This is a genomic window from Corynebacterium zhongnanshanii, from assembly GCF_014490575.1.
Lineage (GTDB): Bacteria > Actinomycetota > Actinomycetes > Mycobacteriales > Mycobacteriaceae > Corynebacterium > Corynebacterium zhongnanshanii.
In genome coordinates, this window is record NZ_CP061033.1 from 57,629 (window position 1) to 84,508 (window position 26,880).

The window sequence follows — 26,880 nt, forward strand, 5'->3', positions numbered from 1 at the left end:
GATCATGACCCGACCACCTAGCCAGAAACACCTCTACCACCTATGCGGGCTACCCCAACCAAATACCCGAAAACGGCACGCAAGGGTGATCAGTTGATTGTGTCATTCATGGATCGCCTCGCCCGCTCGCCGTCCGATCTGCATTCCATCGTTGATGACCTCACTGCACGCGGTGTCTCGGTGAAGCTTCTCAAAGAGGGGCAGATCTACTCGAAGGATTCGACACCTGTAGCCAAGCTCATGCTCGGTTTGCTTGGCTCAGCGGCCGAGTTTGAGCGTTTCATTATTCGCGAGCGCTAGGCCGAGGGCATTGCCCGGGCTAAAAAGCGCGGGGTCTGTCTACAAGGAGCGAGCGAAAGCACTGACTGCGGAGCAGGTTGATCAGGCAAAAAGGTGGATTGATGAGGGGATGCCGAAGACAAAAGTGGCTGAACGTCTCGGGGTGGGGCGTATGACATTGTATGAATACATTAAGTTTGGCAATCCTTGATTCCGTGGTGGAGGGACATCCAAAGGAAAGGGAAGCATTCTCCGAGTCGTATCTCTATTTCATTTTGCTGTAGATGGTTATTCCTTGCTTTCGATTCTTCCGATTAAAAACGCTACCGCAAGTAGAACGAGAGACGCCTCAGGAAAAGATATCTTCGCGATCGCTAATACAATAGAAGCGATCGCAAAGATGATGCTCAGATAGACTGGTAGACTCTTCAATTTGGGCACTTTAGCACTTCTCCACGGCAAGGCCGACTCCGCTTAGCTCGCTCGCTAGGCTGAGTATTCCATCCTTGATATCGGTTGCCTTGATCGAGCCACCCTTAGTAGCCAAGATCTTCTTGATTCCGCCTGCTTCTTCAATTGCAGCAGCTGCCTTCTTGGCTCCACCAAGGCTCTTTACTAGGCGAACGACATTGACTACCTTAGCGATGGGAACTACCGTACCTGCGAGGATAAGGGTGATTGCACCAGCACATTCCCAAGCGTTACGCGTCTGAACGCCCGTATTGTTCTGCAGATATGCGGCTAGCTGTTCATCCGTACTGTTCTCAACCACATCGTCTGGAATCGTGTCGATGTAGGCTAGCAGTTCGTCGATTTCCTGTTCATCCTCTGCGGTAAGTTCTTGTGCTTGCGCAGAAAGGTTTTCTGGGGATTGTTCGACGTTTGTGGTTGCGCCTGCGGCGTGTGCTGTTCCGCCTGGGATGGTGATGGCAAGACTTAGGGCAACTAAGCGAGAAAGAGTCTTCTTTTTCATCTCAAGCTCCTGTTCTGGTGAGTTTTAGGGTGAGCGAGTTCAAACTTAGGAGATTGTTCATTTTTTCTAAACAGGTGCACGGTTTTTATATCGCATACGATACCCCTTAATGGAGGTGGGGCAATCAATAAATTGAGATTGCCTCTTGTCAGGGGGAGAGGAGAATATTTGCTTGAGGTTGATGTTAATATGAGTGTTTGATCGAGAGGTATTTGATGGCGAGGTCTACACGGTTCTTCGCGGAGAAGCGAAGAAAGAGTTGCGAGATTATTTTCCTGATGGTGACCTCTGCTAGTCGCATTGATTCGCCAATTTCTACATTTGTTTTACCCTCGCAGATCAGGGATAAGACAATCTGCTCACGATTAGTGATTTTTGGCATATGAAGCTCACTACTAGCGGCCTTAGCGTCAAGAAGTCGGCTGAGGCAGCCGGGAGAGAGATCTGTTCCTCCGTGCGTGGCATCGCGTAGACCGCAGCGTAATCCGTCTAGTTGTTCTGTGCTCCAGTCGAGGCGTTGGATTACTGCCGAGAGACGGTGCGGGTGCCCGTTGAGCCACTGTGTCACTGTCTCAGCATCAAGCGGGGCATCGACTTCAATGATGCGTTCGACAACCTTCGTGGCGACCTTGCCCTCCCTGGCAGCGCGGCGGATTTCGCATGCTCTGCTCCGACAGGTTTGGCTACAATACCGGGGGCGGCGACCGAGTCCTGCGTAGTACAGTTCCGTGTCGCATTCGAGACATGTTAAGGGCGGGCTACTAGTACGTGGAGGCATGGGCTTTAGCCTACCTTTTCGTTACAACGTTTTCCGACCCGCATGATGTGCATACGGTGTGGTGGTTTTTGCTGCCGGGTTGGCGGCAGCAAAAAAGTGTGTGTATGCGCGGTGCCGGAGTAAAAAGATCGTCAAATGGTCTTTGAAGACAAGCCGAAGGTGCTGTCACACAAGTGTGCCGAGATGTGTGAGGGGTGTTTTGTTCGGCTGTCAACCCCACAAGGCCTACAACGGCCTGACGTATCTATCCCAACCGACTACAGCCACAACCTAGGCGTACAAAAAGGATGGATAGGAACCTAATCCCCGACATGGGGTAGCCACTCCGGACACACATTGTGTCGCATAACCCCTTAACTCCAATTCTGGAAAAGAAGAAGATATAAGTGGATCCCGTGGAGCAGCCCTAAGGGGGGGATCGTGGGCGCTCGACACGGGATCCGGGATACTGAAGGGGGGTCACTAACGCTCCATGGATGCGCTAGTATCAGTACCCTCCTCTATTATACGCATGCTCGCGCGTTTGTCTAGTCCGTCCGCGCAGCTTTTCCCGTGTCGAACAAGACTCCAAGCCTATTCCATAGCTATAGGAACCAAAAACAGTTTTGACCAGCGTAAAGTTTCCACGGCGAGATCTCGGGCAGGGCAGAATTAAACCCCCACACCTGCCATAAGTGGCAGATATGGGGGTAAAAAGCGGGGGTGATGGAGTTCTCGCCCTAGCAGCGTTGCGCGTTGGTGCATCCGCAGAGTGCCAGTGCCTCCGCAAAGTGCCAATACCGCTGCGACGTGCCGGTGCCTCCACAGCTCACCGGCACGTCGTCCTCCACTCCTACAAAGGAAGCTTCCGAATAATCGGCAACGGCAAGTGCTTCAAGATCATCATGATCGGGCGGAACAGCGGATGCACCCAAATCAAGGACTTGTTGTTATCTACAGCCTTGGCGATAGCCTTCGCCACGTCTTCCTTATCCACAGTCAACGGAGCATCGTCCAGATCCTTCGTCATATTGGTACGAACCTGGCCAGGACGAACCGTCAGAACCTTCACACCAGAACCGCGCAGAGCCTCGTTGAGCATCCGGTAGAAACCATCCAAGCCGGCCTTCGTGGAGCCGTACACAAAGTTGGATCGGCGCACCATCTCACCAGCCACCGTGGAGAAGGCAATGATTTGGCCGTGTCCCTGCTTTTTCATGTAATCCGCCAGCAGCACGCCCGCAGACACAGCGCCCGTGAAGTTCACCTGAGCTGCCTGAACGGCAAGCTTCTGGTTCGTCCACTGTGCCTCGTTGTCGCCCAGGATTCCGAAAGCCACGATCGCGATGTCGATGTCACCGTCAGCAAAAATCTTCTCAAAGACAGCCGGGTGAGAATCGAAGTCCACAGCGTCAAACTCCACACGCTTCACGTCGCTGGCACCGGCTGCGCGAACGCGCGCTTCGGCGTCGTCCAAAGATTCTTCAGCACGCGCCGCAAGGACAACGCGAGCGGGGCCGCGGGACAAGAATTCCTCGACGACCGCCAAACCCATGTCCGATGCACCACCCAGCAGAACAATAGACTGCGCTTTTCCTACAGCATCAATCATGACAAACTCCTTATAGCTCGAGACGGCGGGACATATCGGACGCGAATACGCCCGTGGGGTCAATATCGCGGCGGGTCTTCAACCAGCCGGGCAAACCTGGGTACATCTGGTGGAAGTTTTCCGCGGACGTGCGGGATTCCTTGGCCAAATACAAACGGCCACCAAATTCCATGACGCGGCGATCCAAATCATCCAAGAATGCGCCTAAGCCCGGCTTAATCGGGAAGTCCACGCACACATTCCAGCCCGGCATTGGGTAGGACAATGGCGCACGGTTACCCTCACCGAAAAGCTTGAACACATTCAACGCAGAGTAGTGGCCGGACTTCTGAATATCCTTGATGATCTGCTTGAACGGCTCCACGGCGTCCGTGGGAACAACAAACTGGTACTGCAAGAATCCCTTCGAGCCGTAGCCGCGGTTCCACTCACCAATCAGGTCCAACGGCTGGTAGAACTGCGTGAGGTTCTGCACCTTATTGCGGTACGTTCCGGACTTCAGCCACCACAGCTCACCGATGGCGATCATCGACAGCTTATTCATGGTGAAGTTCGGGAAAATATCTGGCACGGTCAACAGCTGGGGAGCATTAAACTTCAGAGGCTCCTTCGCCAGTTTCGGAGCCAATTCCTTCAGCTGTTCCAGCGTGGCCAAAGAACCACGGGAAATTGCTGCGCGGCCGAGCTTTGGCTCGGGAGAAATGGCGTCGAACCAGGCGGAGGAATAGGTGAAATTATGCTCCGAGCCATCGGAATGGAATTCGATCGTCTCGTCAAGATTCTGGGTCAGATCGCCATCGGCAATGAAATATGCCGTTTCCGTTTTCGTCATCTTGATCCGGGCGCGGAGGATAATGCCGGTGAGGCCCATGCCGCCCACGGTTGCCCAGAACAGCTCGCCATCTGGGTCATCTGCAGAACCTTCCGGCTCCAGGTGCAGGACGCGGCCGTCGGCCACCAGCAGTTCCATGGAGATCACATGGTTGCCGAAGGAACCCGCAGAGTGGTGATTTTTGCCGTGAATATCTGGACCAATTGCGCCACCAATTGTGACCTGACGGGTGCCCGGCAACACAGGAACCCATAGACCATAAGGCAGGGCAGCCTTCATCAATTGATCCAACGTCACACCGGCATCCACATCAACAATGGCCGAATCCGGGTCAATGGAATGAATATGATTCAGCTGCTGCATGTCGATCACCAAGCCGCCGGCATTCAGCGCAGGATCGCCATAAGAACGGCCCATGCCGCGGGCAATCACGCCGCGCTGTAAATGGGACGGCTTATCCGCATTGTCATCTGCGACCTGGGCAACTGCCTGGGAGATGACCTCAATATCGGGAGTGGACAAAACCTCTGCGGTGGATGGCTGCGTTCGGCCCCAACCGGTCAGAGTCTTCGTGCTGGTATGCAAAGTCATATCTTCCAGACTAGACCGATACAGCCGGAGCTTGGGGGAAGCGGCGCTAGTACAGATCCATTATGTCCCGGATCTCCTTCGGTAGCTCCTCCACGCTGGTGATCTCCGGACCGTCGTAATTCTGCAGAATCTCCCGGACTATCCGGCGGCTGGTGGAATCCAGAATGGGTAATTCCTGAGCCATCATTCGGGTCATATATTCGTTAAGTGGCAGGTGCGTCCGCGAGGAAGCCTCGTAACTGGATTGCTCACCAACGCCGCCCACGCGGATGGGATGTGCGCGTTGCTCTTCGTCGGCTTGGGTGCGCTTTTTCTTGGTGAAGAAATCAAAGACTGCCATGAGCTTCATTTATAGCTGTTTTCGCCCGGAACTGCTGCCTGAGCCCGACGTTGTCGCTTTTCCCCCGACGCCGCCGCGTCTCCTGCCTCACCGTGTGTGCCCGAACGTGCTGTCTCCAGCCGGAGTTGCCGCCTTCACTCGAACTTCCAGCCTTCACCCGGAGTTGCCGGTTTCGTAGGCATTGCGTGGGCGGGCAGACTAATGTGTGATCCATGCAAGACATCTTCAGCACCGTGATCGGTGCCATTAACTCTTCTTTGTGGACGTGGGTTCTGCCCTGGGTACTCATCGCCGCAGGTGTATTCTTTGGTATCCGCACGGTCGTGGTGCAGCTGCGCATGGTGCCGGATATGTTCAAGGCCGTGACCGAACGCCCGGACGGCGGTAGCTCCGGGGCGGATGAAGACGCCGAATATGGCGGCATTTCCGCCTTCAAAGCCTTCACTATTTCCGCGGCCTCCCGTGTGGGAACCGGAAACGTCGCCGGCGTGGCTGTGGCTATTTCCGTGGGTGGCCCCGGCGCCGTGTTCTGGATGTGGATTATCGCCATCCTGGGTGGCGCGACGTCCTTCGTGGAGTCCACGCTGGCTCAGCTGTGGAAGGTTCGCGATGGTGGTGCCTACCGTGGTGGGCCTGCGTACTACATGTCTCGCGGCCTGGGATGGAAGCCTTTCGCGGCGGTCTTTTCCGTGGCTATTGCCATTACCTTCGGATGGTTCTACAACGCTTTCCAAACCAACGCGATCTCTGAGTCCTTGGCTACGTCTTTTGGCCAGGAGGGTGAGACGTTCAAGATTCTGGTTGGCGTGGCCGTGGTGCTGGTCTCCGGAATTATCATCGTGGGTGGCGTGCAGCGTATTGCAAAGATGACTCAGCTGATTGTCCCGTTTATGGCGGTGGCGTATTTGCTGGTGGGCATCATTGTGGTTGTCCTGAATATCGGCGAAGTGCCTGGGATGATTGCGGATATTGTTGGCTCTGCTCTGGGCTTCCGTGAGGTTGCCGGCGCTACCGTGGGTGCTGCGTTGATGAAGGGTATCCAGCGTGGTCTGTTTTCTAACGAGGCTGGTGAGGGTTCCGCTCCGAACGCCGCGGCGACCGCTACTGTGTCTCACCCTGTGAAGCAGGGTCTTGTTCAGACGCTGGGCGTGTATTTCGACACCCTGGTTGTGTGTTCGATTACCGCCTTCATTATTTTGCTGGGCGCTGATCTGCATACGTTCGGTTCGGATGAGATTGAAGGTGTGGCGTTGACGCAGTCGGCGTTGGCGGACACTGTGGGAAGTTGGGGTACCCACTTCATTACCTTTATTTTGTTCTTCCTGGCGTTTTCTTCGATTCTTGGTAATTACTACTTGGCCGAGTCCAATGTGGAATACTTGTCCGAGAAGAAGAGCGTGTTGTGGGGTTACCGCTTGGTTGTTCTTGCCTTTGTTTTCTACGGTGCTGTGGCGCCGTTGGGCACCGTGTTTGACTTGGCGGATACCGGTGCGGCGGTGATGGTGTTGCTGAACGTGTGCGCTATCGTGCCGTTGTCTGGCATTGCCATCAAGCTGTTGAAGAACTACAACGAGCAGCGACGTACCGGCGTGGATCCTGTGTTCCATCGTGACATGCTGCCGGAGGCGAAGAACGTGGAGTGCTGGGATGGATCTGATCCTGTTACTCGCCGTAGTGAAGAAGATCGACGCCAGCTTGCGCATCGTCATAGCACTGGCGACCGAAAGAGCTTGCGCGAGTATTAATGGGTGTCATGACTGATTCCACGAGTACGTCCGGTCAGGTTGCTAGCATGTCGACCACGTCTGCGTCTGTAGATCCTGTGATGATTGCCTGCGTGGTGGATGGGACCTGGGCGATCTGGCAGGTAGAGACTGACCCGGATGTTCAGGTGGGCGACTTCAGCGGCGCGTGGATTATCGGGCAGGATGGCATCCAGGGTTTTGCGGCGGATGCAGACTGGATTGAGGGGCGCGATGACCCGCTTACGATGCTGAAGACGGTCATCCGCTACCCGGTGTTGCCTGTGAATGCTGCCACGCGCTCGGCACTGGAATCTGCTGGGTTTAAGGACGAGGAGATCATTGACTGGGCTGCGGTTCAGGACAATGCGCACCAGTGGTTTGACCGTGCTAGGAAGGACTTTTCTGAGGAGTTTCCGGACAAGAAGCAACCTTCGTGGGGTGCACCTCCAGAGTGGGAAGAGGCAGAGGTTGCGCCCATCCCAGGGCTCGAGGGTAACGCCGGTGCGGCAGCACGCAGTGCTCTGGCGTTTGCCAGAGCACTGCGTGGGTGGATTCGGGAGTGGAATGCTTTCGATAAGGTCCGCGTGCGCCGCTTGGGCGCCACGATGACTCTCTATTCTGAGCTTTCAGGCCTCCCGTTTGAGGCGCCGGTTTCTTGAAACGGGGCGGAAAAGATAGGGCTTTTGGGCGCAGGGCACTAAGATAGGTTCAGTTTTGAGTGAGCTTCAGTAGGTTCACTGTTAGCCTTCCCGTAGTCGACGCGAAAAGAACATATGACCAGCATTGAGCAGACCGCCCATCAGGTAGTGGTGGGGCGTAAGCGGCGCATCTTCCGTCAGTTCATACAGTTTGGCGTAGTGGGAGCGTCTGGCTTTGTGGTGAACCAGGCTGTGTTCGTGTTGGCGAAGAAGCTCACGGAATCTGGGTGGGATATTCATGTGGAAGACCCGTTCATGAATCTCCTGGGCAGTGAGTTTCATATGCGCTGGTATCACGTGTTTTCTATCGTGGCTTTTCTTGTAGCGAATATCTGGAACTTCTGTTTGAACCGTTTTTGGACCTTCAAAGGTGAGCACAAGAATGCTTGGTGGAAGCAGCTTCCTCTCTTCATGGCTGTAGGCGTGTTTGGGTTGATCATCACCCTTATGGTTCAGACTGCTCTGGTGAATCCCGAATCGCCGATTGCGTTGCCGAGTGACATTTTTGATAATTCCACTGGGCTGCGCACTAAGTCCTACTGGGGTAACTGCATCGGTGTGATTGTTGCCGTGCCTGCGAACTTTGTGTTCAACAAATTGTGGACGTTCCGGAACGTGAAGGCCAAGCCTGGCACGGTCAAGGCTGTGAAGCGCGTGGCGCCGCGTACCGCACAGGGCGATAGCTAGGGGACGAGCCGTGGGAGGCAAGAACATGGATAAAAAGCTGGTTGCCCTGCTTGATTCACAACTGGTGAAGTTTGTACTGGTGGGTGGTTTTTCTGCCATCGTAGACTTTGGCTCTACGGCGTTTTTCACATTTGTGTGCGGCTTCAGCGATGGTGTGGCCAAGGCGCTGGGCTTTGTATTGGGGACGCTTACGGCTTACTTCATTAACCGGCGATGGACGTTCCAGGCGGAGGCATCCACTAAGCGGTTCATCATCACGATGATCACCTATCTGGTGACCTTCGTGGTGCAGTGGGGCCTGTACAAGATCAGCATTCCGTGGTTGGAAGGCTTCGATCTGAACGCGTTTTGGGTGCGTTTGATTTCCTTTGTGATTGCTCAGGGAACCGCGACGGTTCTGAACTTCCTGATCCAGAAGTTCGTGATCTTCAAAAAGTAGTCCTGCCGATCGAGTGCGTGAAGCCAGAGAATTAGCGCCCAATACTGTCAGACAACTAGAGCCTCACACTGCGGTTCCGAGCACTGAGAACGAATGGTGGCGACCACGCCTTGGCACCACGCTGGAACCGAGTGGCGGGCTTGTGGTGTATCCGGATATCGGATCCGTAAATGCATCCCATCGTCATTGGTGACAAACCATGCCATCACGCCATTAGTCTTGATATCTGCAGATACATGCTGAGGCTCTAATCCTGGCTCGATATCGACTGGAAGTTTTCGATTGTCCAGCCAGGACAGTGCGAACATTCCATCGGTTGGGGGCATCGCACCACCCCACGGTTCCATAATCGGCGCAAGAGGATAGGACCCTAGCTGGATAGATTCTCGGATAGCCTCCTTGACCCGTGACACACCTTCGCGATCTAGACTGACCTTTGGACAATCGAGGATTGAATTCGTAATAAACCACCCTAGGGCATTCTCCCACGTCCCAGCAGGGGTAGAAGGCTGTCGGCGGGAATGAATGGGGAACACAGCACGCACTGGCGCCATCGCCGCCACTGCCAACCCCAACATCGAACAGTTCCGTGTGGCCGCGACATCCTCAAAGCGAGCTAACTCTTGGGCATCCAACACTTCGATGACGTCCACTACCTGATCTCGAGGCTGGGATATATCTCCCAGATCGCCGGGAAACACAGGCATGTGCCCGCTTTTCAGATGCTCATGCCACTTCTCGACAACATGCCTCGGTGCCTCGTTGCGATCTAGAAGCTGCTGAGAATGTTCGCCGAAGCTCAACGTGGGCTCCAGGGCCACGGCCGGGTCATTGCCACGTACTATCGCATCAAGCAACGTCGTGAAGTCTCGAATAGTGAGAAGTAGAGACCAGGCGTCTGAGTGAGAGTGATCGAAGCCGAGCACGATTGTCGCGTCCTCCACATAATCGACACCCGGCTTGCCACCGCCAGTAACTGTTTCGCTATCCAATCGGCCATGAGGGCTATCGTGAACAACCACACATAATTGATGCGATGGGCTCGCGAAGGGATTACACTGCTGGTCGAAAATATCTCGGAGGATCAGCCGCGGATCTGACGCTTCGGAGCAGTTGTCGGCACAAGTACCCTTTTCCAGGCGCCATGTTCCTGGATACACATTGACCACGTGCAGCAGCGGATTGTTCGGATCAACCACCACTGTCCGCAACGTGCCGTGCTGAGTGATCAAGTGATGGTACGCGGTAGAAATCTGCGCCAGGGTCGCTGTTCGGGGGAGTCGAAAACTGACCGCCATCCAGCTTCCAGCGCGAGGACCCCGCGCACAGTGTTGCCGCTGGTCAAAACTGATCGGCGGCGATGTTATTCCCGTCCTTGCTTGCGTTTTCACTCCATAGGCGTACACGCTGCCTGGACGCAGGTGCATGGTATTAATCGTGGTTAGTCGCATAATGGAGACACTAGGTAGGAAATGTTTCAGGGAAGGGTCAGGCGCGTTGACATTATCGAAACTCACCGTGGGGAAGTGGCGTATCGCCTATGATCTTTTTTCCGACGCCGGCCTCCACCCCCAACACTCTCACTCCCTTGATCGGCCTCGGGTGGTGCAGCTTCATGGGCTCACCAGTTCCATGCAGCGCGATCAGGTGTTGGGCTTGAACTTTCTGTCCTCTCTGGGGGAGTTCGAAGGACTGCGCTTTGATGCGCCGGGTCACGGGCAAACCCGCCTTGTTAATGGGGCCGAGGCCGTTGAGGATGACTTTGTGTGGGGCGCTTTAGCCGAGACGCTGCATGGGGTGTTGGGACAGGTATGGCCTGAATGTATCGACAAGAATGCGGGCAGTTTTGCCCCTTTGGTGGGCATTGGCCAATCAATGGGGTGTGCGACCTTGTTGACAGCCCAGGTTCGCTATCCAGGTCTTTTCGACAAGCTCATTCTAGGTATTCCGCCCACGATCTGGTCCACCCGGAGCGAGCGGGCGCACGGATATGAGCTTTCAGCCGCGTATGTGGAGGAGCATGGCCTGGAGGCCTATTCCGAGTACACACGTCAGGAAACTCTTCCTCCAGCAGTACGTCCTGATCGGCCGCACACGGCTCCCGATGTTCTGGAATCGATGCTTCCCATTGTTTACCGCGGGGCCGCCCGCGCGAACCTTCCGCCTCAAGAAGATATTGCGGGTATTGAGTGCCCCGTGCTGATTCTTGGGTGGGTAGGGGATGCTGGCCACCCTGTGGAGAGCGCGGAAACGTTAGCGGAGGTGCTGCCGCATGCGCAGATGCATATTGCTCGCACGCCGGAGGACGTGGATGCGTGGCCTCAGTTGATGAGGGACTTCATAAGATAGCGGATTAGCTGGGCCGGTTAAAGCGCTCTTGGCGACCTGCCTTGTGCAGGTTGAACCACTCTCGAAAGCCCTTAACGTCCCTATTTTGCACCAAGAAGAACCACGCAAAGCGGGCATATTCTTGGGGAAGTAGCCGGCGCATTCCCGGCTGGTTCATGATGTAGCCGCGATTGCGGTACGTGAAGTATCGTTTGAAATCACTATCGGGATATTGCGTGTGCATCTTCCCACCCAGAATGGGCTTAAACTCGTCGCTGCCGTCCGGGTGCAGATACGCCGTGGTCAGGCACGTTCCGAATGCCAAGCCGCTGCGCACTAGGCGGCGGTGATACTCCACTTCGTCACCGCGGATAAACAGGCGATAATCCGGCACGCCGATGATCTCCATCGCCCGTGCGCTGATTAATGCGCCATTAAAGAGGCTGGCGATTCCAGGCAGGAAGTCACCGTCTAATTCATCCCGACGCCTACGCCACACCACTCCCTGTCGCAGGGGGAACGCCAGCTTGTCTGGGTCGTCGATATTGCAGACCACCGGGCTGATCTCATCTAGCCCCTCCTTGGCGGCAACTGCTTGGAGGGTTGCCAACACATGGGGGCCTTCGGGCCGACCATCGTCATCGGCGCACCATACAGCGTCCGCGCCCAGTCGCAACGCGGTTAAGAAGCCTAAAGCGAAACCGCCTGCGCCGCCTAAGTTCGTCGCGGAGCCCACGTAGTGGGCGCGTTCCCCCGCAACTTCTGTCACCAGTGCCTCGACCGCAGGATCGTTGCCGTTATCCACTACGATGATGTGCTGGACATGTGCCCCTTCCTGATTCGCTACTTGAGTCAGGGAGGCTCGCAGAAGGTCCACTCGGTTGTGGGTGACAATAACTGCGGCAACTGTATCGGTGGTGCGAAGACTCATGGCTTCTAGTGTGCCATGTCGCCACCCTTACTGCGCGCATACTCCGCCAGTTCATGCTGTGTGACACGGGGGAAGTGTCTGGCTTTCTGGTCAATCAGGCTGCGTTTGCATGGTTTGAGAAGCTCATGAACTTTAATTTTGGAAAATCCTGTGCGCAACCTGTGTGCTGTCTGTTAGCATGGCGTCTATGTAGTACTTCTATACTAACCACTGAGGAGTGTGGGTAGGTCATGCAGGTAAAACGTTCATGTTTAGCGCTATTGACGAGTGTGGTCGCGGTGATGGGGCTCGTGCCTACTGTTGCTGCTGACGAGGGGAAGCACGCGGCCGGGGTCACTAATCCTTTTGCAGATGTGGTTGCCCCGGGTCGTGAGGGTTTGGTTCCTGGTGAGGCTGGTTTTGGGGATAATGTGATTGATAATCATGCTGGTGCGGGGTGGGTTCCTACTGCTGATCCGAAGGCTCGGGTTGTGGTCGGTGGGATGCGTTCTGATCGGGAGGAGATTCCTGGGGGTTTTTCGAAGGAGCAGGCGGATCGGGCTGAGGTGCAAGAGGCTGCTGAGAGGCAGGGTGTGGGTTTTCGTGGGGTGGGGCAGGATTGTCGGACGTATTGGCCAAGTCCTTATAAGGTCTGTGGTGCAATTCGGGAGAAGTATGATCAGTTGGGTGGGCCGCAGAGTTTTTTGACGTGGCCGAAGTCGGATGAGTTGGGTGTTCCGGATGGTGTGGGGCGTCGGAGTGAGTTTGTGAATGGTTTTATTTATTGGCATCCGACTACTGGAGCGCATCCGGTTACTACTCACTTTTCTGCTGTGTGGGCGCGTAATGGTTGGGAGGCTGGTCGGATGGGGTATCCGGTCAGTGATGAGTATGGTCTTGGTGATGGTGTGGGGCGTCGGCAGGATTTTCAGCGGGCTCATGTGTTTGGTTCGTTGGCGGGGTTGGCGTCTGTTGAGGGGCGGATTTTTGATCGGTGGGTTGAGATTGGTGCTGAGGGGGGTCCGTTGGGTTATCCGGTTGCTGATGAGGCGGGTACTCCTGATGGGCAGGGACGGTTTAGTCGGTTTACCGGGGGAATGGTCTACTGGCATCCACGTCATGGGGCACATGAGATTCTCGGTTCCGTATTAACCCAATGGTCACAGATGGGCTACGAAAGAAGTAGATTGGGCTATCCGGTAAGTGCGCCAGAGTCTAACGGAGCATTTCGTCTTACCCAAGCCTTTGAAAACGGCAAGCTCAATGGCTACGAGTCCCCCGTGCCCGAGTTGGCGCAACTACTCGAGATAGACGAAGCAGAAATCGACGCCTTCTATCAAGAACTTGAAGAAGACTTTAAGGCGCATGGTATCGATGTGAGGGAAGGATTCCTAGAAGCCTTCCGCCGTGGACAAGAATCTCTTGACTTCACTGATTCTTTCAATCCTGATGAGTATGGGATAGATCCGGACCAAATAGTGCGCAAAGACTCGTTTACTCTCAGTAGAGCATGTACCCCTCCTGACTTTGTTAAGCCGGGTAACGAACGGACCAATCGAGGCGATCTATTTTACTCAAAGGCTGTGAGGTATAAAGTTATAAACCATGGCCACAATGGAATATTTGTTACCTCGGGAAAAGCAGATGCAGAAGAGATTGCCACTGTAGAGGCGGTAAGTCCAGAGAAAGGCGTACAGCGCCTGGTAGGGAAAGAACGCATTGGAGTGTGTAAGCCGGTGTATTTATCCGTGAACACAGATAATTCAACCAGGGAACGTGCGGCAACATGGGCGGAGAGTAAAGTAGGCAAGGGCTATCAGAGTAACTTTGCAACTACGCGCATCGGAAAGATCGATAGAGATTCATATAATTGTTCTCAGCTAGTGTGGGCTGCGTATAAGCATGCCTCTGGTGGAGGACTAGACATTGGAGAGAAATTCCCTTACGAGCCTTATCAACCTGCCGTCTACCCTAAGGATATTCTGGATTCTCATAATACGAGGATTTTCAGATGACGCGACGTCGTAAGTTGACTAGGTGGCTACCCTTTATAGCCCTGTCTGCAGTTGTTGCATTAGGTCTCGTAATAGGTGCTGTGTATATCTGGAGCAGTGGTCCAGAAAAGGTTCCGGTCCCTGAATCTGACTCGGCTACAGCGAGGACGTTCGTCGGCATTTCTACGGAAACGGCCTTGCCCCTAAACCGCGCAGATAAGAATAATTTATTCTGGTCTGCGGAGGATGGCTCGGGAGGGAGAGTTCATTCGATCGCCCCAACGTACTTTCCCTCCATAGAGAGGATAAGTGATGGCTTTGTCGCGCCAGATCGAGATTCAATCATCATATATGATGATAAACTGAATGAGCGTCAGAGATTCGAGGTTCCAGAGTTGGGAGCTGGATTGCAGTCTTCCTCAAGGGTCTCAAATAATGGAAAATATGCTGCTTTTTCTTTTCATGATTCGCCTGCAGCTGGCGAAGTCAAGACTCAAATTGTTGTTGCCAATTCAGAAGAATCGAGAACGCTCGATGTTCCCAGAGATATTGATGCCTTGACCGTATGTGATGATGGTACGATCCGGTGGATTGAGTTTGATCCACACGATAAAAAAGACGAGTTTGGTGAAGGGTCGTTGAAGGTGAAAACTTGGGGCCTTGGAGGCGAGCCAACTGCTATAGAATTGGCTGAATCTCTTCCTTCGCGTCCATCTTCTGCAAGTCTTTTGCCGTGTGGGTTAGAAAAGGGCTATATACTCGGTCATGATGCCGATGGTAAACGACTTGCGTTCCCAGTATTAGAAGGAGAGCAAGGATTACACATTGGAAGTCCAAGCACCATAGTAGATGTTGAATACCCCTCGTTGTCGCGGTTCGATGTAGTGCAAGGCGATGTATTTTATAGCCTTGATGGCGAAAGCTTTCTCACGGCCACGGATTTGAACACCGGAAAGCTCATATACAAGCATCAGCTTGATGTTAAAGGGCCGAACCCAGTCTCAGTAACATACGACAACGGCAAAGCTTTCGTGGTCGCCCGGCCAACCGAGTTCGACAACGGGCAGGCGATCTTACCTGTGGATCTTAAGAACCCAGAATGCGTAGGAGAGCTCATCAGGCTGCGTGGATATAACGAAATTCCCAAAAAAGCCTATGTTAAACGGTTCGGGGAATCATTTATGGTCGTGATGAACGTGCTTCCCGTTGATAAGGACTACACTGTACGTTGTTCTTAGGCTAAGGCTCTCCCGCTAGCTCTCCCGCTCAGTCTTCTCTACCAGCTCCTGCACCTCGCGGCGGCGGACCTTACCCAACTGATCCGCAGGAAGCTCACGGAACGCGTGGAAACGACGCGGTACCTTGTATCGCGTCAAACGCTCCGCCGCGAACTCGCGGAACTCGGCCGTATCCACGGTGGCGCCATCCGCCAACACCACGGCCGCCACCACGGTTTCCGAACCGTCACCACGCTCAATGCCCACCACAGAGGCCTGATCAATGGACGGATGCTCGCACAACACCTCTTCCACCTCCGCGGGGTACACATTGAACCCGCCGGTGATGATCATCTCCTTAATACGGGAGACTATTTTAATGAAGCCGTCAGGCTCCATCACCGCCATATCGCCTGTTCGGAACCATTCGCCGTGGAAGGCGGAGGCTGTGGCGTCGGGCTTATTCAAATATCCCTTGAACACCTGTGGCCCGCGGACAAGCAGTTCCCCCGCCTCGCCATCCGGCATGGTGACATCAGGATCATTCGGGTCGGCTATGCGCACCTCCGTGGAGGGGAACGGAACGCCGATGTAGCCCTCGCGGCCACGGCCCATCGGATTACCGACGATGATCGGCGCGGTTTCCGTCAGCCCATATCCCTCAACGATCTTGCCGCCGGTGAGGCGCTCCCACTTCTCTACGGTGGAGGCGGGTAGCGCACTGGCGCCGGAGAAGCTGGCGCGGATTCCGCTGATGGAGATGTCCTGCTCGTCTGCGGTTTCCATGATCTTTTCGTAGAGAGTCGGCACACCCGGCATCCACGTAGGCATGTTCTTCTTCATCACCTTCATCACCAGATCCATCTCCGGCGCAGGAAGAAGCTGCAGATGCCCACCGATCAACGGGGCCATGGTGATGTTCATCGTCAGGCCGTACGCGTGGAAGATCGGCAGCGCCGCCAGCATAACCTCCGGCTTCGGACCCGTGCCTAGGCCCTTGACCCAGGCGAGCCCTTGGCGCAGATTCGCAATGAGGTTCCGGTGAGTCAGCACAGCGCCCTTCGGCTGGCCCGTCGTGCCGGAGGTGTACAGGATCAGCGCCGGATCCTGGGCCTCGATCTTCTGCCCGCTGGTTGTCTGCGCGTAGGCAAGGCCGTCCGCGCGGATCTGGCCGGCCTTGTCCTCGCCACGCTTCATGAACTCCGTCCATGCCAACGCCGCCGGTGCCGGGCCCGACAGCTTCGCCCGCGCCTTCTTCAACGCCGGCACAGGAAGCTTCAATGCCTGGCGCAGCGGCCACGGCATCTCGTCCATCAACGTGACCGCAATGATGGTCTCCACAGGGGAGTTCAGGCGCATCTTCTCCGCAACATCGGCGGACTTATCCCAGAAAAACGCAACCTTCGCCGCGTGATCCTGGAAGGGGTGCTCCAGTTCCTTCGCGGTGTACAGCGGGTTATGCAGCGTGGGGATCGCGCCTAGGGTCTGTACCGCGTAGAAGGCGATCAGCGCCTGGGGGCAGTTCGGCAGAACGAGAGCCACCGTGTCTCCCGGACGCACGCCGAGTCCTTGGAGGGCGGCCGCGGCTGTGGCGACCTCAGTGCCGAAGCGCTCATACGTGCTGGACCTGTTGAAGAAACTAAACGCCGTGCGGGTGGAGTAATCGCGCACGCCATTCCAAAAAATCTCCGGAAGCGTGAAGCCGCGAGGGTTGTCTGCGGGGTCATCCAGATCGATGGTGTGTGCTGTCCAGGGGGTGTACTGCTCGAGCCATGCCTTGGTGTCGTAGGCCTGCGATCCGGTAGATTCCTGCTGGTCGGGAGTGTTTCCGCTGCTGTTGTCTGGATGTGTCACGCTTGAGCTCCGCTTTCTGTGCGGGGATGCCGCACGAGCGTTGTTTGATGGAGTTGATGTCTCGGGGTCAGGGTCGAGCATACGCCCGTGCGCCAACGAGTGGCGCGAGCTAACGGCGCCCCAAGTCCTTCAGCACCGTGCGCACGTGCGCCCCAGCCTCAGGGCCTTCATAGGCTTCCACCACGTCATCCACGGCGCCATGCTGGCGGATCTCCCCATGGTCGATCCACAGTGCGGAATCGCACAATTGCGCCAGGAACTCATTGGAGTGGGAAGCGAACACCAGGATTCCGGAGCGTTTCACCATCTCCTCCAGCCGGGTGCGAGCCTTGGCCATGAACGCGGCATCGACGGCGCCGATGCCCTCATCCAGAAGCAGAATCTCCGGGTCAATGGACGTCACCACGCCCAACGCCAGGCGAATACGCATACCCGTGGAATAGGTGCGCAACGGCATCGCCAAATAATCGCCCAGCTCGGAAAACTCCGCAATTTCGTCCATTTTCTTGTGCATCGCACGGCGCGTCTGGCCCAAGAAAAGGCCGCGGATAATGATGTTCTCGTAGCCAGAGATTTCGGGGTCCATGCCCACACCAAGATCAAACACGGGCGCCACACGGCCCTTCACTACAGCGGAGCCGCGGGTAGGTTCGTAGATTCCAGACAAGAGGCGCAGCAGCGTGGATTTACCCGCGCCATTGTGGCCCACCAGGCCCACGCGATCGCCATCCTGGAGGTGGAGATTAATGTCCCGCAAGGCCTCCACCATCACTGTATTAGACGCGTTTTTGCCGATCACACCACCGGCCGCGCCCAGGACGGTTTGTTTCATGGAGCGAGTCTTGGCGTCGAAAATAGGGAAATCGACGCAGGCGTTATAGGTATCGATGGAAACCATAATGAAAAGTCCTGACCAGTTTGTCCTGCTTGTATTCTCTTAAACCCAATAGCTCACGCGGAAACGCCAACGGCGCATCACCAGCAGCGCAGCCACCAGGCCCACCGCGGTGAAGCCCAGCACGATCCACCAGTGATACGTCTCCAGGTGCTCGCCGATCATCGGCGCGCGGACAATCTCCAAATAGTGGTAGAGAGGATTCAGCTCCGCAATTTTCGCGCGCTGAGCAACCTCACCGCCCTGCTCTTCCAGCGTTTTCGTGGTCCACACAATAGGTGTCATGTAAAACGCCAATTGCACCAAAGAATCCAGCAGCGGCGCCACATCGCGGAACCTCGTGGCAATGATTCCGAAGAACATGGACACCCACACGCCATTAATAACCAGAAGGATCATCGCCGGAATGGCCAGTGCCAACTCCCAGCCCAAATGCGGCCGGAAAATAAGCATCAGAATCACCCAGATCACCAGGTTGTGCAGCAAGAATAGAAACTGCTTCCACACCAGGCGATACACATGCACCGACAGTGCAGAGGGAAGCTGTTTAATCAACCCCTCATTGGCAATGAAGACCTCGGAGCCCTCCTTAATACAGCCAGAGATAAAGCCCCACAGAATAAGTCCCACCGCCACGTGGGGAAGGAAGACCTTAATATCCTGCTGGAACAGCAGGGAGTACAGCAGACCCAGAGCCAGCGCCATCACACCGGTGGCGATGGTGATCCACAGGGGGCCTAGCGTGGAACGGCGATACCGCTGCTTGATGTCCTGCCAACCCAGGGCCAGCCACAGTTCTCGTTGTTGGAAGCCTTGGCGTAAGTCGCGCCACGACGCACCGAAGGTCTGGGAGCGGGACGCGGGGATCTCCGAGGCATCCGTCTGCGCAGTCATGCGCGCAAAGTCGGGTGAAGGAGTGGGCGTAGTACTCATTGCACCTAATTTACTCCCGCGGTGCCTTATTCTTAGGAATTCTCACGCGGTAGGCGTGTGGCGGCGTGGGCGCGGAGGGGGCCGGACGGCGTCGATAGTGATGGGGAGCGGCTGCATACGTGAGGTATTACGAATGTAGGAGTGAGGCGCTAAGATCATGAGGACGTCGATCGGCGGCAGGCTATGGCACGTCTGCAGCGCAGGACCAATGAGGAGGATGTGTGTTCGATAATCCCAGGGTGCGCGGCCTCTATGCGTCCTTGTCGGATGGATGGACCTATGTCAATGCGCAGTCACACCCCCAGGTTCCCGAGAAGGTCTCCGCGGCTGTGGCGCGGGCCTTCCGAGTCTCCAACTTGCAGCAGCCGATCGAAGTGGGATCCGGATTCCACTCCCGTACTGAGCAGCCGGGGCGACGCCTGGGGGAAACCTTTGAACATGCCGCCCGAGTGGCAGCGGCCGACCTCGTGGGAGGCCGCCCCGAATGCGTGATCCTGGGGCCTTCGCGCGCAGCGCTGCTGGATGGGCTGGCGCAAGTGATGGGCCACAAGCTGCGCTTGGGCCAAGAAGTTGTTCTCTCCCGCGTGGATGACCCGGCCAACATCACGCCGTGGACCCGCGCCGCCGACCTATTCGGCGCGCATGTCCGCTGGGCCGAGCCCGAACTGGCTACCGGTGCGCTGCCCAGCTGGCAATTCGCGGAACTGGTGGGGGAGCACACCGCCCTCGTGGCCGTGGGCGCCGCCAACCGTCACGTCGGCGCGGTGAACGACATCCCGGCGATCACCGGAGTTGTGCGCAAGAAAACTCCGCAGGCCTTGGTGGTGGTGGACGTAGACAATATCGCGCCGTACCGCGTCATTGACCTGCCGACGCTGGGCGCCGACGTTGTGGCAGTGGACATCGCCTCCTTGGGCGGGCCGCAGATCGGCGCCCTGGTGTTCCACAACCCAGAGGTCATGGATCGCCTCCGCCCCTTCGGCGGGCGCAGCCTGCGCACCGTCCTGGAGATCGGCGGAGTATCCGAAGGCCTGTTGGGTGGCGTGCCTGAGGCTGTGGAGCACCTCGCTTCCCTTGATGGTGAGGCGCGGGGGACGAGGCGGCGTCGATTGGAAACAACGTTGCCGCAGGTCAACGCCTACACGGGCGGCCTGGCGCGCCGGGCGGTAGAAGGTCTGCAGGCGCTCGGCACGGTCCACGTGGTGGGAGTGGACGGAGACTTCCACGCCAACCCGTCTTTCGACAACATCGACCGCATCCCGCGCGTCACCTTCATCGTGGACGCCGTCCCCGCCGACGTGGCACAGCAGCGCCTCGTGGCCCACGGGGTCGTAGCGGATGTCGTGCGGCCCTCCCAGTCCGAGCTGCTGCGCGTGATGGGAGTGTTCGGCGACCCCGAGATGGCCGACGGGGGACGACGCGCACGGCGAGTCCGACCGGGGCGGCACAGTAGTGCGGCGGCGGTGGCGTCGGTGGATGATCCCTACCGCCGGGCCGCATGGGGCGAGGAGCCCGCGGACGAGGCGGGTGCGGTGACGCTGTCTTTCTCGCCGCACAACACGGCCTACGACGTGGATCAGGTTATCCGGGCGGTGGCGTCCCTGGCGTGAGCGGGGCGGTGCAGTCAGTCAGCGTGATGAGCGCCGCTAAACCTGCGGCACCTCCAGCACGATCTTGCCCGTGACCTCGCCCGCGAGCAGCGCCTTGTGTGCCTCGGCGGCCTGCTGAACCGGCAGGACCCGGTCCACGTGCGTGCGGATCGTGCCGTCGGCCAGCAGCGGCCAGACGTTTTCGTAGGTGGCGCGCACGATGCGGGCCTTATCCTCCGGATCGCGGTAACGCAGCCCCGTGGCGCTGATGGTGCCGCGGGTAGCGAGCAGGCGTCCGATGTTCAGCTCGCCCTTCACGCCGCCCTGCATGCCGATCGTGACGATGTGCCCGTCCGGCGCCAGGGCCTTGATGTTCGAGTCCAGGTACTTCGCGCCGATGATGTCCAGGATCACATTCGCGCCGCCCTCCGCTGTCAGTACCTCGGCGAAGTCCTCTTCCTTGTAGTTTATGAGGATGTCCGCGCCATAGCGCGCGCAGGTATCGAGCTTGTTCTGCGAGCCCGCGGTCACGGCCACGCGCGCGCCGAGGGCTTTGGCGGTCTGGATGCCGAACAGGCCGATGCCTCCGCCGCCGCCGTGGAAGAGCACCAGGTCGCCCTTGTTGACGTGCGCGGTCATCATGATGTTGGACCACACGGTGGTGGCGACTTCCACCACGGAGGCGGCGTCCCGCAGCGAGTAGCCCTCGGGCAGCGGCATCAGCTGGCCGTGCGGGACCGTGACGTGTTGCGCGTACCCGCCGCCGGAGAGGAGGACCGCCACCTGGTCACCCGCCTGCCATGGTGATCCGTCCGGCCGTTGCGCGCCGTTGGGATCTTCAACGACGCCAGCAGCCTCCAACCCGATAGTGTTCGTAGTACCTTGCGGTGGTGGGTAGTGGCCGGCCGCTTGCAGCGTATCCGCCCGGTTCACGCCAGCGAAGTGAATCGCGACCAGGGCTTCGCCGTCTTTCGGGGTGGGCTTGGTGACGGGCTGCCAGGTGAGGGAGGAGGGGTCGTTGGTCTCCGTCTGCACGATGGCGTGGGAAGTGTTGTTGGTAGTGGGGGACGTGTTGTTGTGGGAAGCGTTGTCGTGAGTCATGTTTCCCACCCTAGCTATTTTCGCCCGGGTGCTGTGGTTGTGGTTATGGGAAGCCAGTGTTGTAACATGGTGCCTGTTCACTACGTGAGGTTTTTCGCATGTGCCGCCAGGTGGCGCGGGGAATCGAAGTGTGAATGCCTGGAAGTATGGCAGAGCGGCCGAATGCACTGGTCTTGAAAACCAGCGTCGTGAGAGCGACCGGGGGTTCAAATCCCTCTACTTCCGCCAATCACTTTCCCCAGTTCAGCGATGAGCTGGGGATTAGTTGTATCTGTGCAGGTGTAGGCACTGTTGTAGTATATTCCATGCAAGACCATTCTGGTCAAAAAACACCCCCCGGTGGTCAAAAATTGGTCAAAATAATCACGATGACCACAACCACCACCCCAGCAGAGAGCACACAACATGGCCAGGAAACCTAACCTCAACAACTACCCAGGTGTAGACGCGTTCCCCAGCACACGTAAGGGAGCCAAAAAGGGTGAAGTGCGTTACCGACAGCGGTACACAGGCGCGGACGGGAAACGGTATTGGAGCTTTCATGATTTTGCCCATGAAGCAGCAGCAGAGCGCGAAAAGCAGCTACAGGCGATCCGAGAGCATAGATGGGTACCACCGGAGGTGAGTAAGGCCGAAGCGCGCCGGGCGCAGGAAGCACAACAGCTCACAGTAGGCACGTGGGTAATGCAGTGGCTCGATACCAAGCGGGGGAAAAGCAGGGAATCAACACTACAGACCTATGAGCGCACCATACGTAACCGGATAACAGAGGTGGAGGGCGCGCCGGGCGTGGCTAAGCTAGCCACTATCCCCCTGGCAGACCTTAAAAAACGTGACGTGTATGCGTGGTGGGATGAAATGGCCAAGGTGTTCCCCACCCCCACCACCAACCGTAATGCCTACATTCACCTGCGATCTGCATGTAATGAAGCCGTAGAGCGTGAAATTATGCCGTCTAACCCCGTGGATGTGAAAGCAGCGCGGGTGAAGCCCACACCAAAGGAAAAGGAACTACCCAAAACGGCGGACATGCAAGCGATCCTGGCAGCAACCCCAGAGCGCTACAAGCTAGCGGTTGTGCTGTTTCTGTTCATGGGGCTGCGGATTGGTGAAGCCCTGGGCTTGAAACGTAGTCAGATAGTCAATGAGGGCACACCCGACGCCCCGCAGTGGGTTGCGCAGGTGCGTGGCAATATCCAGGATGTGCAAGACGGAAAAGGGGCAACCCGCGCCGTGGAGCAGCCCCCAAAAACCAAAGCGGGTAGACGTGATGTGCCTATCTTCACAGAGTTCAATGACGTCGTACAGGCGCACCTTGACAGCTTCACAGGCGCGCCGGGTGACTACCTGACTACCACCGGCAGGGGCAACCCCGTTAAAGCGACCTCGATGAGAAACATTCTTGCACGGGCTAAGGATCGTGCTGGGGTGACAGCCAAGATCACACCGCACTACGGCCGAAATTGGTTGATTACCCACCTTGCGCAGAATGGCGCTACCCCTGCTGAGATTGGACAAGTGCTAGGGCAGACCGACCTTAAGACCATCACAGAGGTGTACATGAAGGTGAGCCCTGAGCACACTAGGACAGTGCTGGCAAAGGTGAGCGCGGAGCAGTTTGGCAGCGGTGGGGACGTTATCTAGATGAGAAAGAAAGGGGCATAGTCCATGAGTGTCGCTATCCCTGAGGGTGCAGGCTGGAATATTTATGCGCGCCGGGATCAGATACCCCCCACGCGCGTTGCAGTCGATGGAGAAAGTGAGTGGATGGAGTGGCCAGGCCTCGATGAGCTACGCGAAACCTGGGCACGGGTAGCTACCCACCTCGATAAGGGTGAAGGCTACTACCCCGGCTGTTCCGACCCCTTACCTGGTTTTGAGGTTCCCCCGGGTGAGTACAGGTGGATAAGGGTTATCAATGACCGCACCGGCAAGGTGATCGTGACACTGTATGTGCACTTTGCTAAGAGCACCCCACGGCGTGAGTTTTGGCACTTTCCGGAAACACTGTTTGCTGTCCATTCACATGCAGGGCACGCGCCTAACCCTATGGACTATGAGCCTGATATGCGCGCCTATGTGAACTTTGGTGCCATTCGATATGGGCAATACCCCCAGCAGGATCCCGTGGAGTATGAGCATGGCGTGTGGGAACGGCCTGGCATAGACGTCCCTAAGCAGGATCCGCTAGTGGAGTATGTGAAGCTCACAGCCAACCGGGCAAAGAGGGATACAAACATGGATGAACCCGGCGCGTTGAAGGATCCGACTGGCAGTAAGGCCAAGGGCATGCGTCCGATTGGTGGTGTTCAGTTGCAGTCGATCATTGACGTGTGGCAGTTCCCCCATTGGAAAGTGAGCACAGGCAAACTATTGCCAGCGCTTATTGCCATACGGCGCGCCGGGCAGCAGCGGGTTACGTTATCGACCTTGCAGAAAGTTGTGGAGGGGCAGGCCAGACGAAATAGACGATAACGGCAATGCCGTCTCGATTGCCCCCATTCGTGCTATTGTGGACAGTAAAGGCAATTCTAAGTGAGCCTGGCTAGGGAAAAAGTCCCTAGTGCGCTACTCCCCAGCCCCTAGCCGGGTTGGGGGCGTAAGCGCGCCTAGTCGCTTAGAAACTGAGGTAACGCCATGAGCGTATCCAGGCCAATCCCAGACGGCTTACTAAGTGCAGCAGAGTTTTATGAGCGTTGGGGAATTGGGGCAAAAACTCTACAACGCCACGCAGCCAAGGGAACTATCACCGCATGGCGATTTGGATACCGCACCGTAAGGTATGACCCACAGGAGTTTTTCGACAATGTAGCCACCACCAATAAAGATTGGGAGGTGGCATAATGCGCGCTCTCCGCACCACACACGCCGATTGGCTCATCTACCTATCAACATGGTGCACAGCCACATGCACCCACATAAGCGACGTGGCAGACCACCCCAGCCGGGTGCAAGCCCTCGCAGCGGAAATGACAGACACCATTGCCATCATCGCCCGGCGCGCCGGGCTACCCGGCAACCCTACCCACTACAGCAACGGCACAGCCCTACACACCCCGGGTGCATACACGTGGCTGAATGATCCTGAGTACCCCGGCGCGCCCGCCCGTATTGCAAAGCGGGGTGAGCAATGCCTAGGCAATTGAAAAACCCCCAGGCGCACAACCCGGGGGATGAAGCAGCGACCAGCAGCGCTCTCACAGGCCAGGATAGCAGCACCTTTGGACACACTGTGCTTGATCCTGAGTTAGCCGTGTTGCGCTGTCTACTGGCATGCCCTGCACAATCTGTGCACAACCTCATTCAAGACAGCGGTCTAGTGGCGCATGATTTTTACCCTGAACCCCGGCGTGAGTTATTCACTGCCATCATGGAGCATGTACACGCCACTATCGACAGCGGGCATGGTTCCGATCATGTGGACGCGGTGCAGATCATGGACACAGCAGCCCCTAAAGCAGCCGAGCTGCTAACCCTACTGGCAACCCCCAGTGAGTTTGGGGGGACTATCGACAGTCCGCATACGCTTCACAGGCGCATAGACGTGCTCAAAAAACGGCGGGCATGCCGTGGTGCGGAATCACTGGGCAGCGCGCTACAGCGGGCAGCAGGGCAGGGAATAGAGGAAATAGCCCATGTTCTAGAGCAAGCCGGATGGCTTAGGCAGCTCATTGAACGTGCCACAACCACCCCGGGGCACGCCGCGCCGGGCAGTAGTCAAGCAACCGACAGCAGTAAGGATGGGCACAGCAGTGGCAAATGAACATGAATATGTGAAGGTCAATGATGTTTTTGGGGCGCGTAAGTCCCTACAGGTCATACGTGACCGGGCACGTGCAACCCGGCGCTTGTCCCCCTGGGCAGTCTTAGGGGCGTGTATCGCCTATGTGCTGGCAGCAACCCCGCCTGAACTAACCACACCCGCCCCGCCCGGCGCGCCTAGTGCCAGGGGTGGCAGCTTGAATATGTACATTGCGCTAGTGGGTAGGTCTGGTGCTGGCAAAGGTGAAGCTGTCAAGGCAGCGATAGACGCCCTACGGATTACCGATAGCGAAGGCCACCCCGTGTGTATTCAAGATCACTACCCGCAGGGCGTGCAGCTAGAGCAGGTGCAACATATCGCCAATATTCACCCGGGGACAGGTGAGGGGCTCATTAGTGTGTTTCTACCGCCTGAGGATCCAGCACAGCCCCGCGTATCGCGTGGGATCCTCATGGTCGATGAGATCACCGAGCTCATAGGGCAGACAAACCGCCGGGGGTCTGTCACCGTCCCTAAACTACTGTCGCTATGGTCTGGTGCAGCCACGGGCAACACTAATGCGTCCGCAGACACTAGCCGGTCGCTGGCAGCGGGTAGCTACCGCCTTACCTGCATTGCCAATGTTCAGCCAAGCAACAGCTACGGTCTGCTACAGCATGACGGCAGCGGGCTACCGCAGCGGTTTGCGTGGTTTGACTGTGAGGATCCCGAAACGCCTGAGGTGAAGCCGGTAGCGCCCCCACCGCTTGATGTGAAGGTGCCTGATCGTAATGACCAAGCCAGGGCTGTCACCGTCCCCCCGGCATATTGGAATGAGGATGATACAGAGCGCTACAACAAAGCGCGGGGTGCCCACAGCCATGAATGGGATTCACACCGGCTGTTTGCGTGTCTCAAACTGGCTGTAGCTCTATCTCTCATCGACGGGCGCACGGGCGATGTGAATGAGCAGGATTGGCACCTTGCTAAAAAGATATGGCAGCACTCATCATATGTGCGTTATAAAAGCTGGGAGGCAGCGCAGCGCCGGAAACACGAAAAAGCAATGAGCGACGAAAAGGAAAAGGACGCGGTACTTCATGATGAATATAAGGCGCGGGTGCTTGACATATTGAAACACTACCCGGCTAATTGTAGAAAGAGTGCAGGGGAATATATGAGCACATTCGATATTAAGCGTGGCCTTACTACCAAGCAACGGCAGTACGGAGCGCAGGACTTAGTGGCAGAGCTTGCAGCGGAGGGGAAGGTGCTAGAGACTACCGAGTGTCGCACCGACAGGCATGGCAGACAGTTCCCAGTGACCGTGTACCTACACCCTGACTACGCACAGTAGGTGTTTT

The 26,880-nt window shown here is 56.8% G+C and carries 25 protein-coding genes and 1 tRNA gene; 15 read left to right on the plus strand and 11 right to left on the minus strand.

Features of this window, described 5'->3' with window-relative positions:
* Window positions 1-108: 108 nt before the first annotated feature.
* Complete coding sequence (locus tag IAU67_RS09910) at window positions 109-300, plus strand: recombinase family protein (protein WP_231699805.1); 192 nt, start codon at window positions 109-111, stop codon at window positions 298-300.
* A gap of 109 nt (window positions 301-409) precedes the next feature.
* A complete protein-coding gene (locus IAU67_RS09915; RefSeq protein WP_231699819.1) occupies window positions 410-490 on the plus strand; it encodes a helix-turn-helix domain-containing protein in 81 nt (26 codons plus the stop codon).
* Between the two features lie 231 nt (window positions 491-721).
* Here the strand turns inward: IAU67_RS09915 and IAU67_RS00290 are convergent, their stop codons facing one another.
* The 5 genes from IAU67_RS00290 to IAU67_RS00310 all read right to left on the minus strand — a co-directional run bounded on the left by IAU67_RS00290 (window position 722) and on the right by IAU67_RS00310 (window position 5,384).
* Window positions 722-1,252: a hypothetical protein gene (locus tag IAU67_RS00290; protein ID WP_151842772.1), complete on the minus strand. Its 531-nt coding sequence runs from the start codon at window positions 1,250-1,252 to the stop codon at window positions 722-724.
* A gap of 184 nt (window positions 1,253-1,436) precedes the next feature.
* Entirely contained in the window at window positions 1,437-2,030 is a 594-nt protein-coding gene (locus tag IAU67_RS10075) for a helix-turn-helix transcriptional regulator (RefSeq protein WP_151842771.1), read from the minus strand.
* Window positions 2,031-2,862: 832 nt separating this feature from the next.
* The gene (gene dprE2 / locus IAU67_RS00300) at window positions 2,863-3,621 is read right to left on the minus strand and encodes a decaprenylphospho-beta-D-erythro-pentofuranosid-2-ulose 2-reductase (protein ID WP_151842770.1); all 759 of its coding nucleotides are present in this window, start codon (window positions 3,619-3,621) and stop codon (window positions 2,863-2,865) included.
* A gap of 10 nt (window positions 3,622-3,631) precedes the next feature.
* Window positions 3,632-5,044: a decaprenylphosphoryl-beta-D-ribose oxidase gene (gene dprE1 / locus IAU67_RS00305; protein ID WP_151842769.1), complete on the minus strand. Its 1,413-nt coding sequence runs from the start codon at window positions 5,042-5,044 to the stop codon at window positions 3,632-3,634.
* Window positions 5,045-5,090: 46 nt separating this feature from the next.
* Window positions 5,091-5,384 carry a hypothetical protein gene (locus IAU67_RS00310; protein ID WP_225723563.1) on the minus strand — a complete coding sequence of 98 codons (294 nt, stop codon included), beginning with the start codon at window positions 5,382-5,384 and terminating at the stop codon, window positions 5,091-5,093.
* Between the two features lie 212 nt (window positions 5,385-5,596).
* On the opposite strand from IAU67_RS00310, the gene IAU67_RS00315 reads away from it, so the two are divergent.
* The 4 genes from IAU67_RS00315 to IAU67_RS00330 all read left to right on the plus strand — a co-directional run bounded on the left by IAU67_RS00315 (window position 5,597) and on the right by IAU67_RS00330 (window position 8,953).
* Window positions 5,597-7,129 (plus strand): alanine/glycine:cation symporter family protein, encoded by a 1,533-nt coding sequence (locus tag IAU67_RS00315; RefSeq protein WP_151842767.1) that lies wholly within the window; start codon window positions 5,597-5,599, stop codon window positions 7,127-7,129.
* A 47-nt stretch (window positions 7,130-7,176) separates the two neighbouring features.
* Complete coding sequence (locus IAU67_RS00320) at window positions 7,177-7,788, plus strand: N-acetylglucosamine-6-phosphate deacetylase (protein ID WP_225723562.1); 612 nt, start codon at window positions 7,177-7,179, stop codon at window positions 7,786-7,788.
* A 114-nt stretch (window positions 7,789-7,902) separates the two neighbouring features.
* Window positions 7,903-8,514: a GtrA family protein gene (locus IAU67_RS00325; protein WP_151842765.1), complete on the plus strand. Its 612-nt coding sequence runs from the start codon at window positions 7,903-7,905 to the stop codon at window positions 8,512-8,514.
* 10 nt (window positions 8,515-8,524) lie between these two features.
* Window positions 8,525-8,953 carry a GtrA family protein gene (locus tag IAU67_RS00330; protein WP_225723561.1) on the plus strand — a complete coding sequence of 143 codons (429 nt, stop codon included), beginning with the start codon at window positions 8,525-8,527 and terminating at the stop codon, window positions 8,951-8,953.
* Between the two features lie 47 nt (window positions 8,954-9,000).
* Here the strand turns inward: IAU67_RS00330 and IAU67_RS00335 are convergent, their stop codons facing one another.
* Window positions 9,001-10,251 (minus strand): condensation domain-containing protein, encoded by a 1,251-nt coding sequence (locus IAU67_RS00335; RefSeq protein ID WP_151843335.1) that lies wholly within the window; start codon window positions 10,249-10,251, stop codon window positions 9,001-9,003.
* 199 nt (window positions 10,252-10,450) lie between these two features.
* Here IAU67_RS00335 and IAU67_RS00340 point away from each other — a divergent pair, with 199 nt between their 5' ends.
* Entirely contained in the window at window positions 10,451-11,302 is an 852-nt protein-coding gene (locus tag IAU67_RS00340; protein ID WP_187767924.1) for an alpha/beta fold hydrolase, read from the plus strand.
* Window positions 11,303-11,306: 4 nt separating this feature from the next.
* Here IAU67_RS00340 and glfT1 read toward each other — a convergent pair whose 3' ends face one another.
* Window positions 11,307-12,212: a galactofuranosyltransferase GlfT1 gene (glfT1, locus tag IAU67_RS00345; protein WP_151842762.1), complete on the minus strand. Its 906-nt coding sequence runs from the start codon at window positions 12,210-12,212 to the stop codon at window positions 11,307-11,309.
* 230 nt (window positions 12,213-12,442) lie between these two features.
* Between glfT1 and IAU67_RS00350 the strand changes: the two genes are divergently transcribed.
* Both IAU67_RS00350 and IAU67_RS00355 read left to right on the plus strand, forming a co-directional pair.
* A complete protein-coding gene (locus IAU67_RS00350) occupies window positions 12,443-14,206 on the plus strand; it encodes a YiiX/YebB-like N1pC/P60 family cysteine hydrolase (RefSeq protein WP_151842761.1) in 1,764 nt (587 codons plus the stop codon).
* Window positions 14,203-15,423: a hypothetical protein gene (locus IAU67_RS00355; RefSeq protein ID WP_151842760.1), complete on the plus strand. Its 1,221-nt coding sequence runs from the start codon at window positions 14,203-14,205 to the stop codon at window positions 15,421-15,423. The genes IAU67_RS00350 and IAU67_RS00355 overlap by 4 nt, the downstream gene beginning before the upstream one ends.
* Before the next feature lie 15 nt (window positions 15,424-15,438).
* Here the strand turns inward: IAU67_RS00355 and IAU67_RS00360 are convergent, their stop codons facing one another.
* From IAU67_RS00360 to wzm, 3 genes are read right to left on the minus strand one after another with little or no spacing between them, the layout of a single operon-like run.
* A complete protein-coding gene (locus IAU67_RS00360) occupies window positions 15,439-17,337 on the minus strand; it encodes a long-chain-fatty-acid--CoA ligase (protein ID WP_151842759.1) in 1,899 nt (632 codons plus the stop codon).
* Window positions 17,338-17,365: 28 nt separating this feature from the next.
* Window positions 17,366-18,154 (minus strand): galactan export ABC transporter ATP-binding subunit Wzt/RfbE, encoded by a 789-nt coding sequence (gene wzt / locus IAU67_RS00365; protein WP_151842758.1) that lies wholly within the window; start codon window positions 18,152-18,154, stop codon window positions 17,366-17,368.
* Window positions 18,155-18,193: 39 nt separating this feature from the next.
* Window positions 18,194-19,084, minus strand: coding sequence for a galactan export ABC transporter permease subunit Wzm/RfbD (gene wzm / locus IAU67_RS00370; RefSeq protein ID WP_151842757.1), 891 nt, complete (start codon window positions 19,082-19,084; stop codon window positions 18,194-18,196).
* A 221-nt stretch (window positions 19,085-19,305) separates the two neighbouring features.
* Here wzm and IAU67_RS00375 point away from each other — a divergent pair, with 221 nt between their 5' ends.
* Entirely contained in the window at window positions 19,306-20,694 is a 1,389-nt protein-coding gene (locus IAU67_RS00375; RefSeq protein ID WP_151842756.1) for an aminotransferase class V-fold PLP-dependent enzyme, read from the plus strand.
* Window positions 20,695-20,730: 36 nt separating this feature from the next.
* Here the strand turns inward: IAU67_RS00375 and IAU67_RS00380 are convergent, their stop codons facing one another.
* Window positions 20,731-21,774: an NAD(P)H-quinone oxidoreductase gene (locus IAU67_RS00380; protein ID WP_151842755.1), complete on the minus strand. Its 1,044-nt coding sequence runs from the start codon at window positions 21,772-21,774 to the stop codon at window positions 20,731-20,733.
* A gap of 140 nt (window positions 21,775-21,914) precedes the next feature.
* Between IAU67_RS00380 and IAU67_RS00385 the strand changes: the two genes are divergently transcribed.
* From IAU67_RS00385 to IAU67_RS00405, 5 genes are all read left to right on the plus strand, one after another.
* A tRNA-Ser gene (locus IAU67_RS00385) sits at window positions 21,915-22,002 on the plus strand.
* Window positions 22,003-22,179: 177 nt separating this feature from the next.
* A complete protein-coding gene (locus IAU67_RS00390; RefSeq protein WP_151842754.1) occupies window positions 22,180-23,418 on the plus strand; it encodes a tyrosine-type recombinase/integrase in 1,239 nt (412 codons plus the stop codon).
* A 24-nt stretch (window positions 23,419-23,442) separates the two neighbouring features.
* Window positions 23,443-24,249 carry a hypothetical protein gene (locus tag IAU67_RS00395; protein WP_151842753.1) on the plus strand — a complete coding sequence of 269 codons (807 nt, stop codon included), beginning with the start codon at window positions 23,443-23,445 and terminating at the stop codon, window positions 24,247-24,249.
* 452 nt (window positions 24,250-24,701) lie between these two features.
* Window positions 24,702-24,920, plus strand: a complete 219-nt coding sequence (locus tag IAU67_RS00400; protein ID WP_151843550.1) for a hypothetical protein — start codon at window positions 24,702-24,704, stop codon at window positions 24,918-24,920.
* Between the two features lie 606 nt (window positions 24,921-25,526).
* A complete protein-coding gene (locus IAU67_RS00405; RefSeq protein ID WP_151842752.1) occupies window positions 25,527-26,873 on the plus strand; it encodes a hypothetical protein in 1,347 nt (448 codons plus the stop codon).
* Window positions 26,874-26,880: the final 7 nt, after the last annotated feature.

What these genes read in the sequence shown, in the direction of transcription:
- IAU67_RS09910 (WP_231699805.1), top strand. Translation starts at nt 109, where the DNA reads ATGGATCGCCTCGCCCGCTCGCCGTCCGATCTGCATTCCATCGTTGAT.
- IAU67_RS09915 (WP_231699819.1), top strand. Translation starts at nt 410, where the DNA reads ATGCCGAAGACAAAAGTGGCTGAACGTCTCGGGGTGGGGCGTATGACA.
- IAU67_RS00290 (WP_151842772.1), bottom strand. Translation starts at nt 1,252, where the DNA reads ATGAAAAAGAAGACTCTTTCTCGCTTAGTTGCCCTAAGTCTTGCCATC.
- IAU67_RS10075 (WP_151842771.1), bottom strand. Translation starts at nt 2,030, where the DNA reads ATGCCTCCACGTACTAGTAGCCCGCCCTTAACATGTCTCGAATGCGAC.
- dprE2 (WP_151842770.1), bottom strand. Translation starts at nt 3,621, where the DNA reads ATGATTGATGCTGTAGGAAAAGCGCAGTCTATTGTTCTGCTGGGTGGT.
- dprE1 (WP_151842769.1), bottom strand. Translation starts at nt 5,044, where the DNA reads ATGACTTTGCATACCAGCACGAAGACTCTGACCGGTTGGGGCCGAACG.
- IAU67_RS00310 (WP_225723563.1), bottom strand. Translation starts at nt 5,384, where the DNA reads ATGGCAGTCTTTGATTTCTTCACCAAGAAAAAGCGCACCCAAGCCGAC.
- IAU67_RS00315 (WP_151842767.1), top strand. Translation starts at nt 5,597, where the DNA reads ATGCAAGACATCTTCAGCACCGTGATCGGTGCCATTAACTCTTCTTTG.
- IAU67_RS00320 (WP_225723562.1), top strand. Translation starts at nt 7,177, where the DNA reads ATGTCGACCACGTCTGCGTCTGTAGATCCTGTGATGATTGCCTGCGTG.
- IAU67_RS00325 (WP_151842765.1), top strand. Translation starts at nt 7,903, where the DNA reads ATGACCAGCATTGAGCAGACCGCCCATCAGGTAGTGGTGGGGCGTAAG.
- IAU67_RS00335 (WP_151843335.1), bottom strand. Translation starts at nt 10,251, where the DNA reads ATGGCGGTCAGTTTTCGACTCCCCCGAACAGCGACCCTGGCGCAGATT.
- glfT1 (WP_151842762.1), bottom strand. Translation starts at nt 12,212, where the DNA reads ATGAGTCTTCGCACCACCGATACAGTTGCCGCAGTTATTGTCACCCAC.
- IAU67_RS00350 (WP_151842761.1), top strand. Translation starts at nt 12,443, where the DNA reads ATGCAGGTAAAACGTTCATGTTTAGCGCTATTGACGAGTGTGGTCGCG.
- IAU67_RS00355 (WP_151842760.1), top strand. Translation starts at nt 14,203, where the DNA reads ATGACGCGACGTCGTAAGTTGACTAGGTGGCTACCCTTTATAGCCCTG.
- IAU67_RS00360 (WP_151842759.1), bottom strand. Translation starts at nt 17,337, where the DNA reads ATGCTCGACCCTGACCCCGAGACATCAACTCCATCAAACAACGCTCGT.
- wzt (WP_151842758.1), bottom strand. Translation starts at nt 18,154, where the DNA reads ATGGTTTCCATCGATACCTATAACGCCTGCGTCGATTTCCCTATTTTC.
- wzm (WP_151842757.1), bottom strand. Translation starts at nt 19,084, where the DNA reads ATGAGTACTACGCCCACTCCTTCACCCGACTTTGCGCGCATGACTGCG.
- IAU67_RS00380 (WP_151842755.1), bottom strand. Translation starts at nt 21,774, where the DNA reads ATGACTCACGACAACGCTTCCCACAACAACACGTCCCCCACTACCAAC.
- IAU67_RS00390 (WP_151842754.1), top strand. Translation starts at nt 22,180, where the DNA reads ATGGCCAGGAAACCTAACCTCAACAACTACCCAGGTGTAGACGCGTTC.
- IAU67_RS00395 (WP_151842753.1), top strand. Translation starts at nt 23,443, where the DNA reads ATGAGTGTCGCTATCCCTGAGGGTGCAGGCTGGAATATTTATGCGCGC.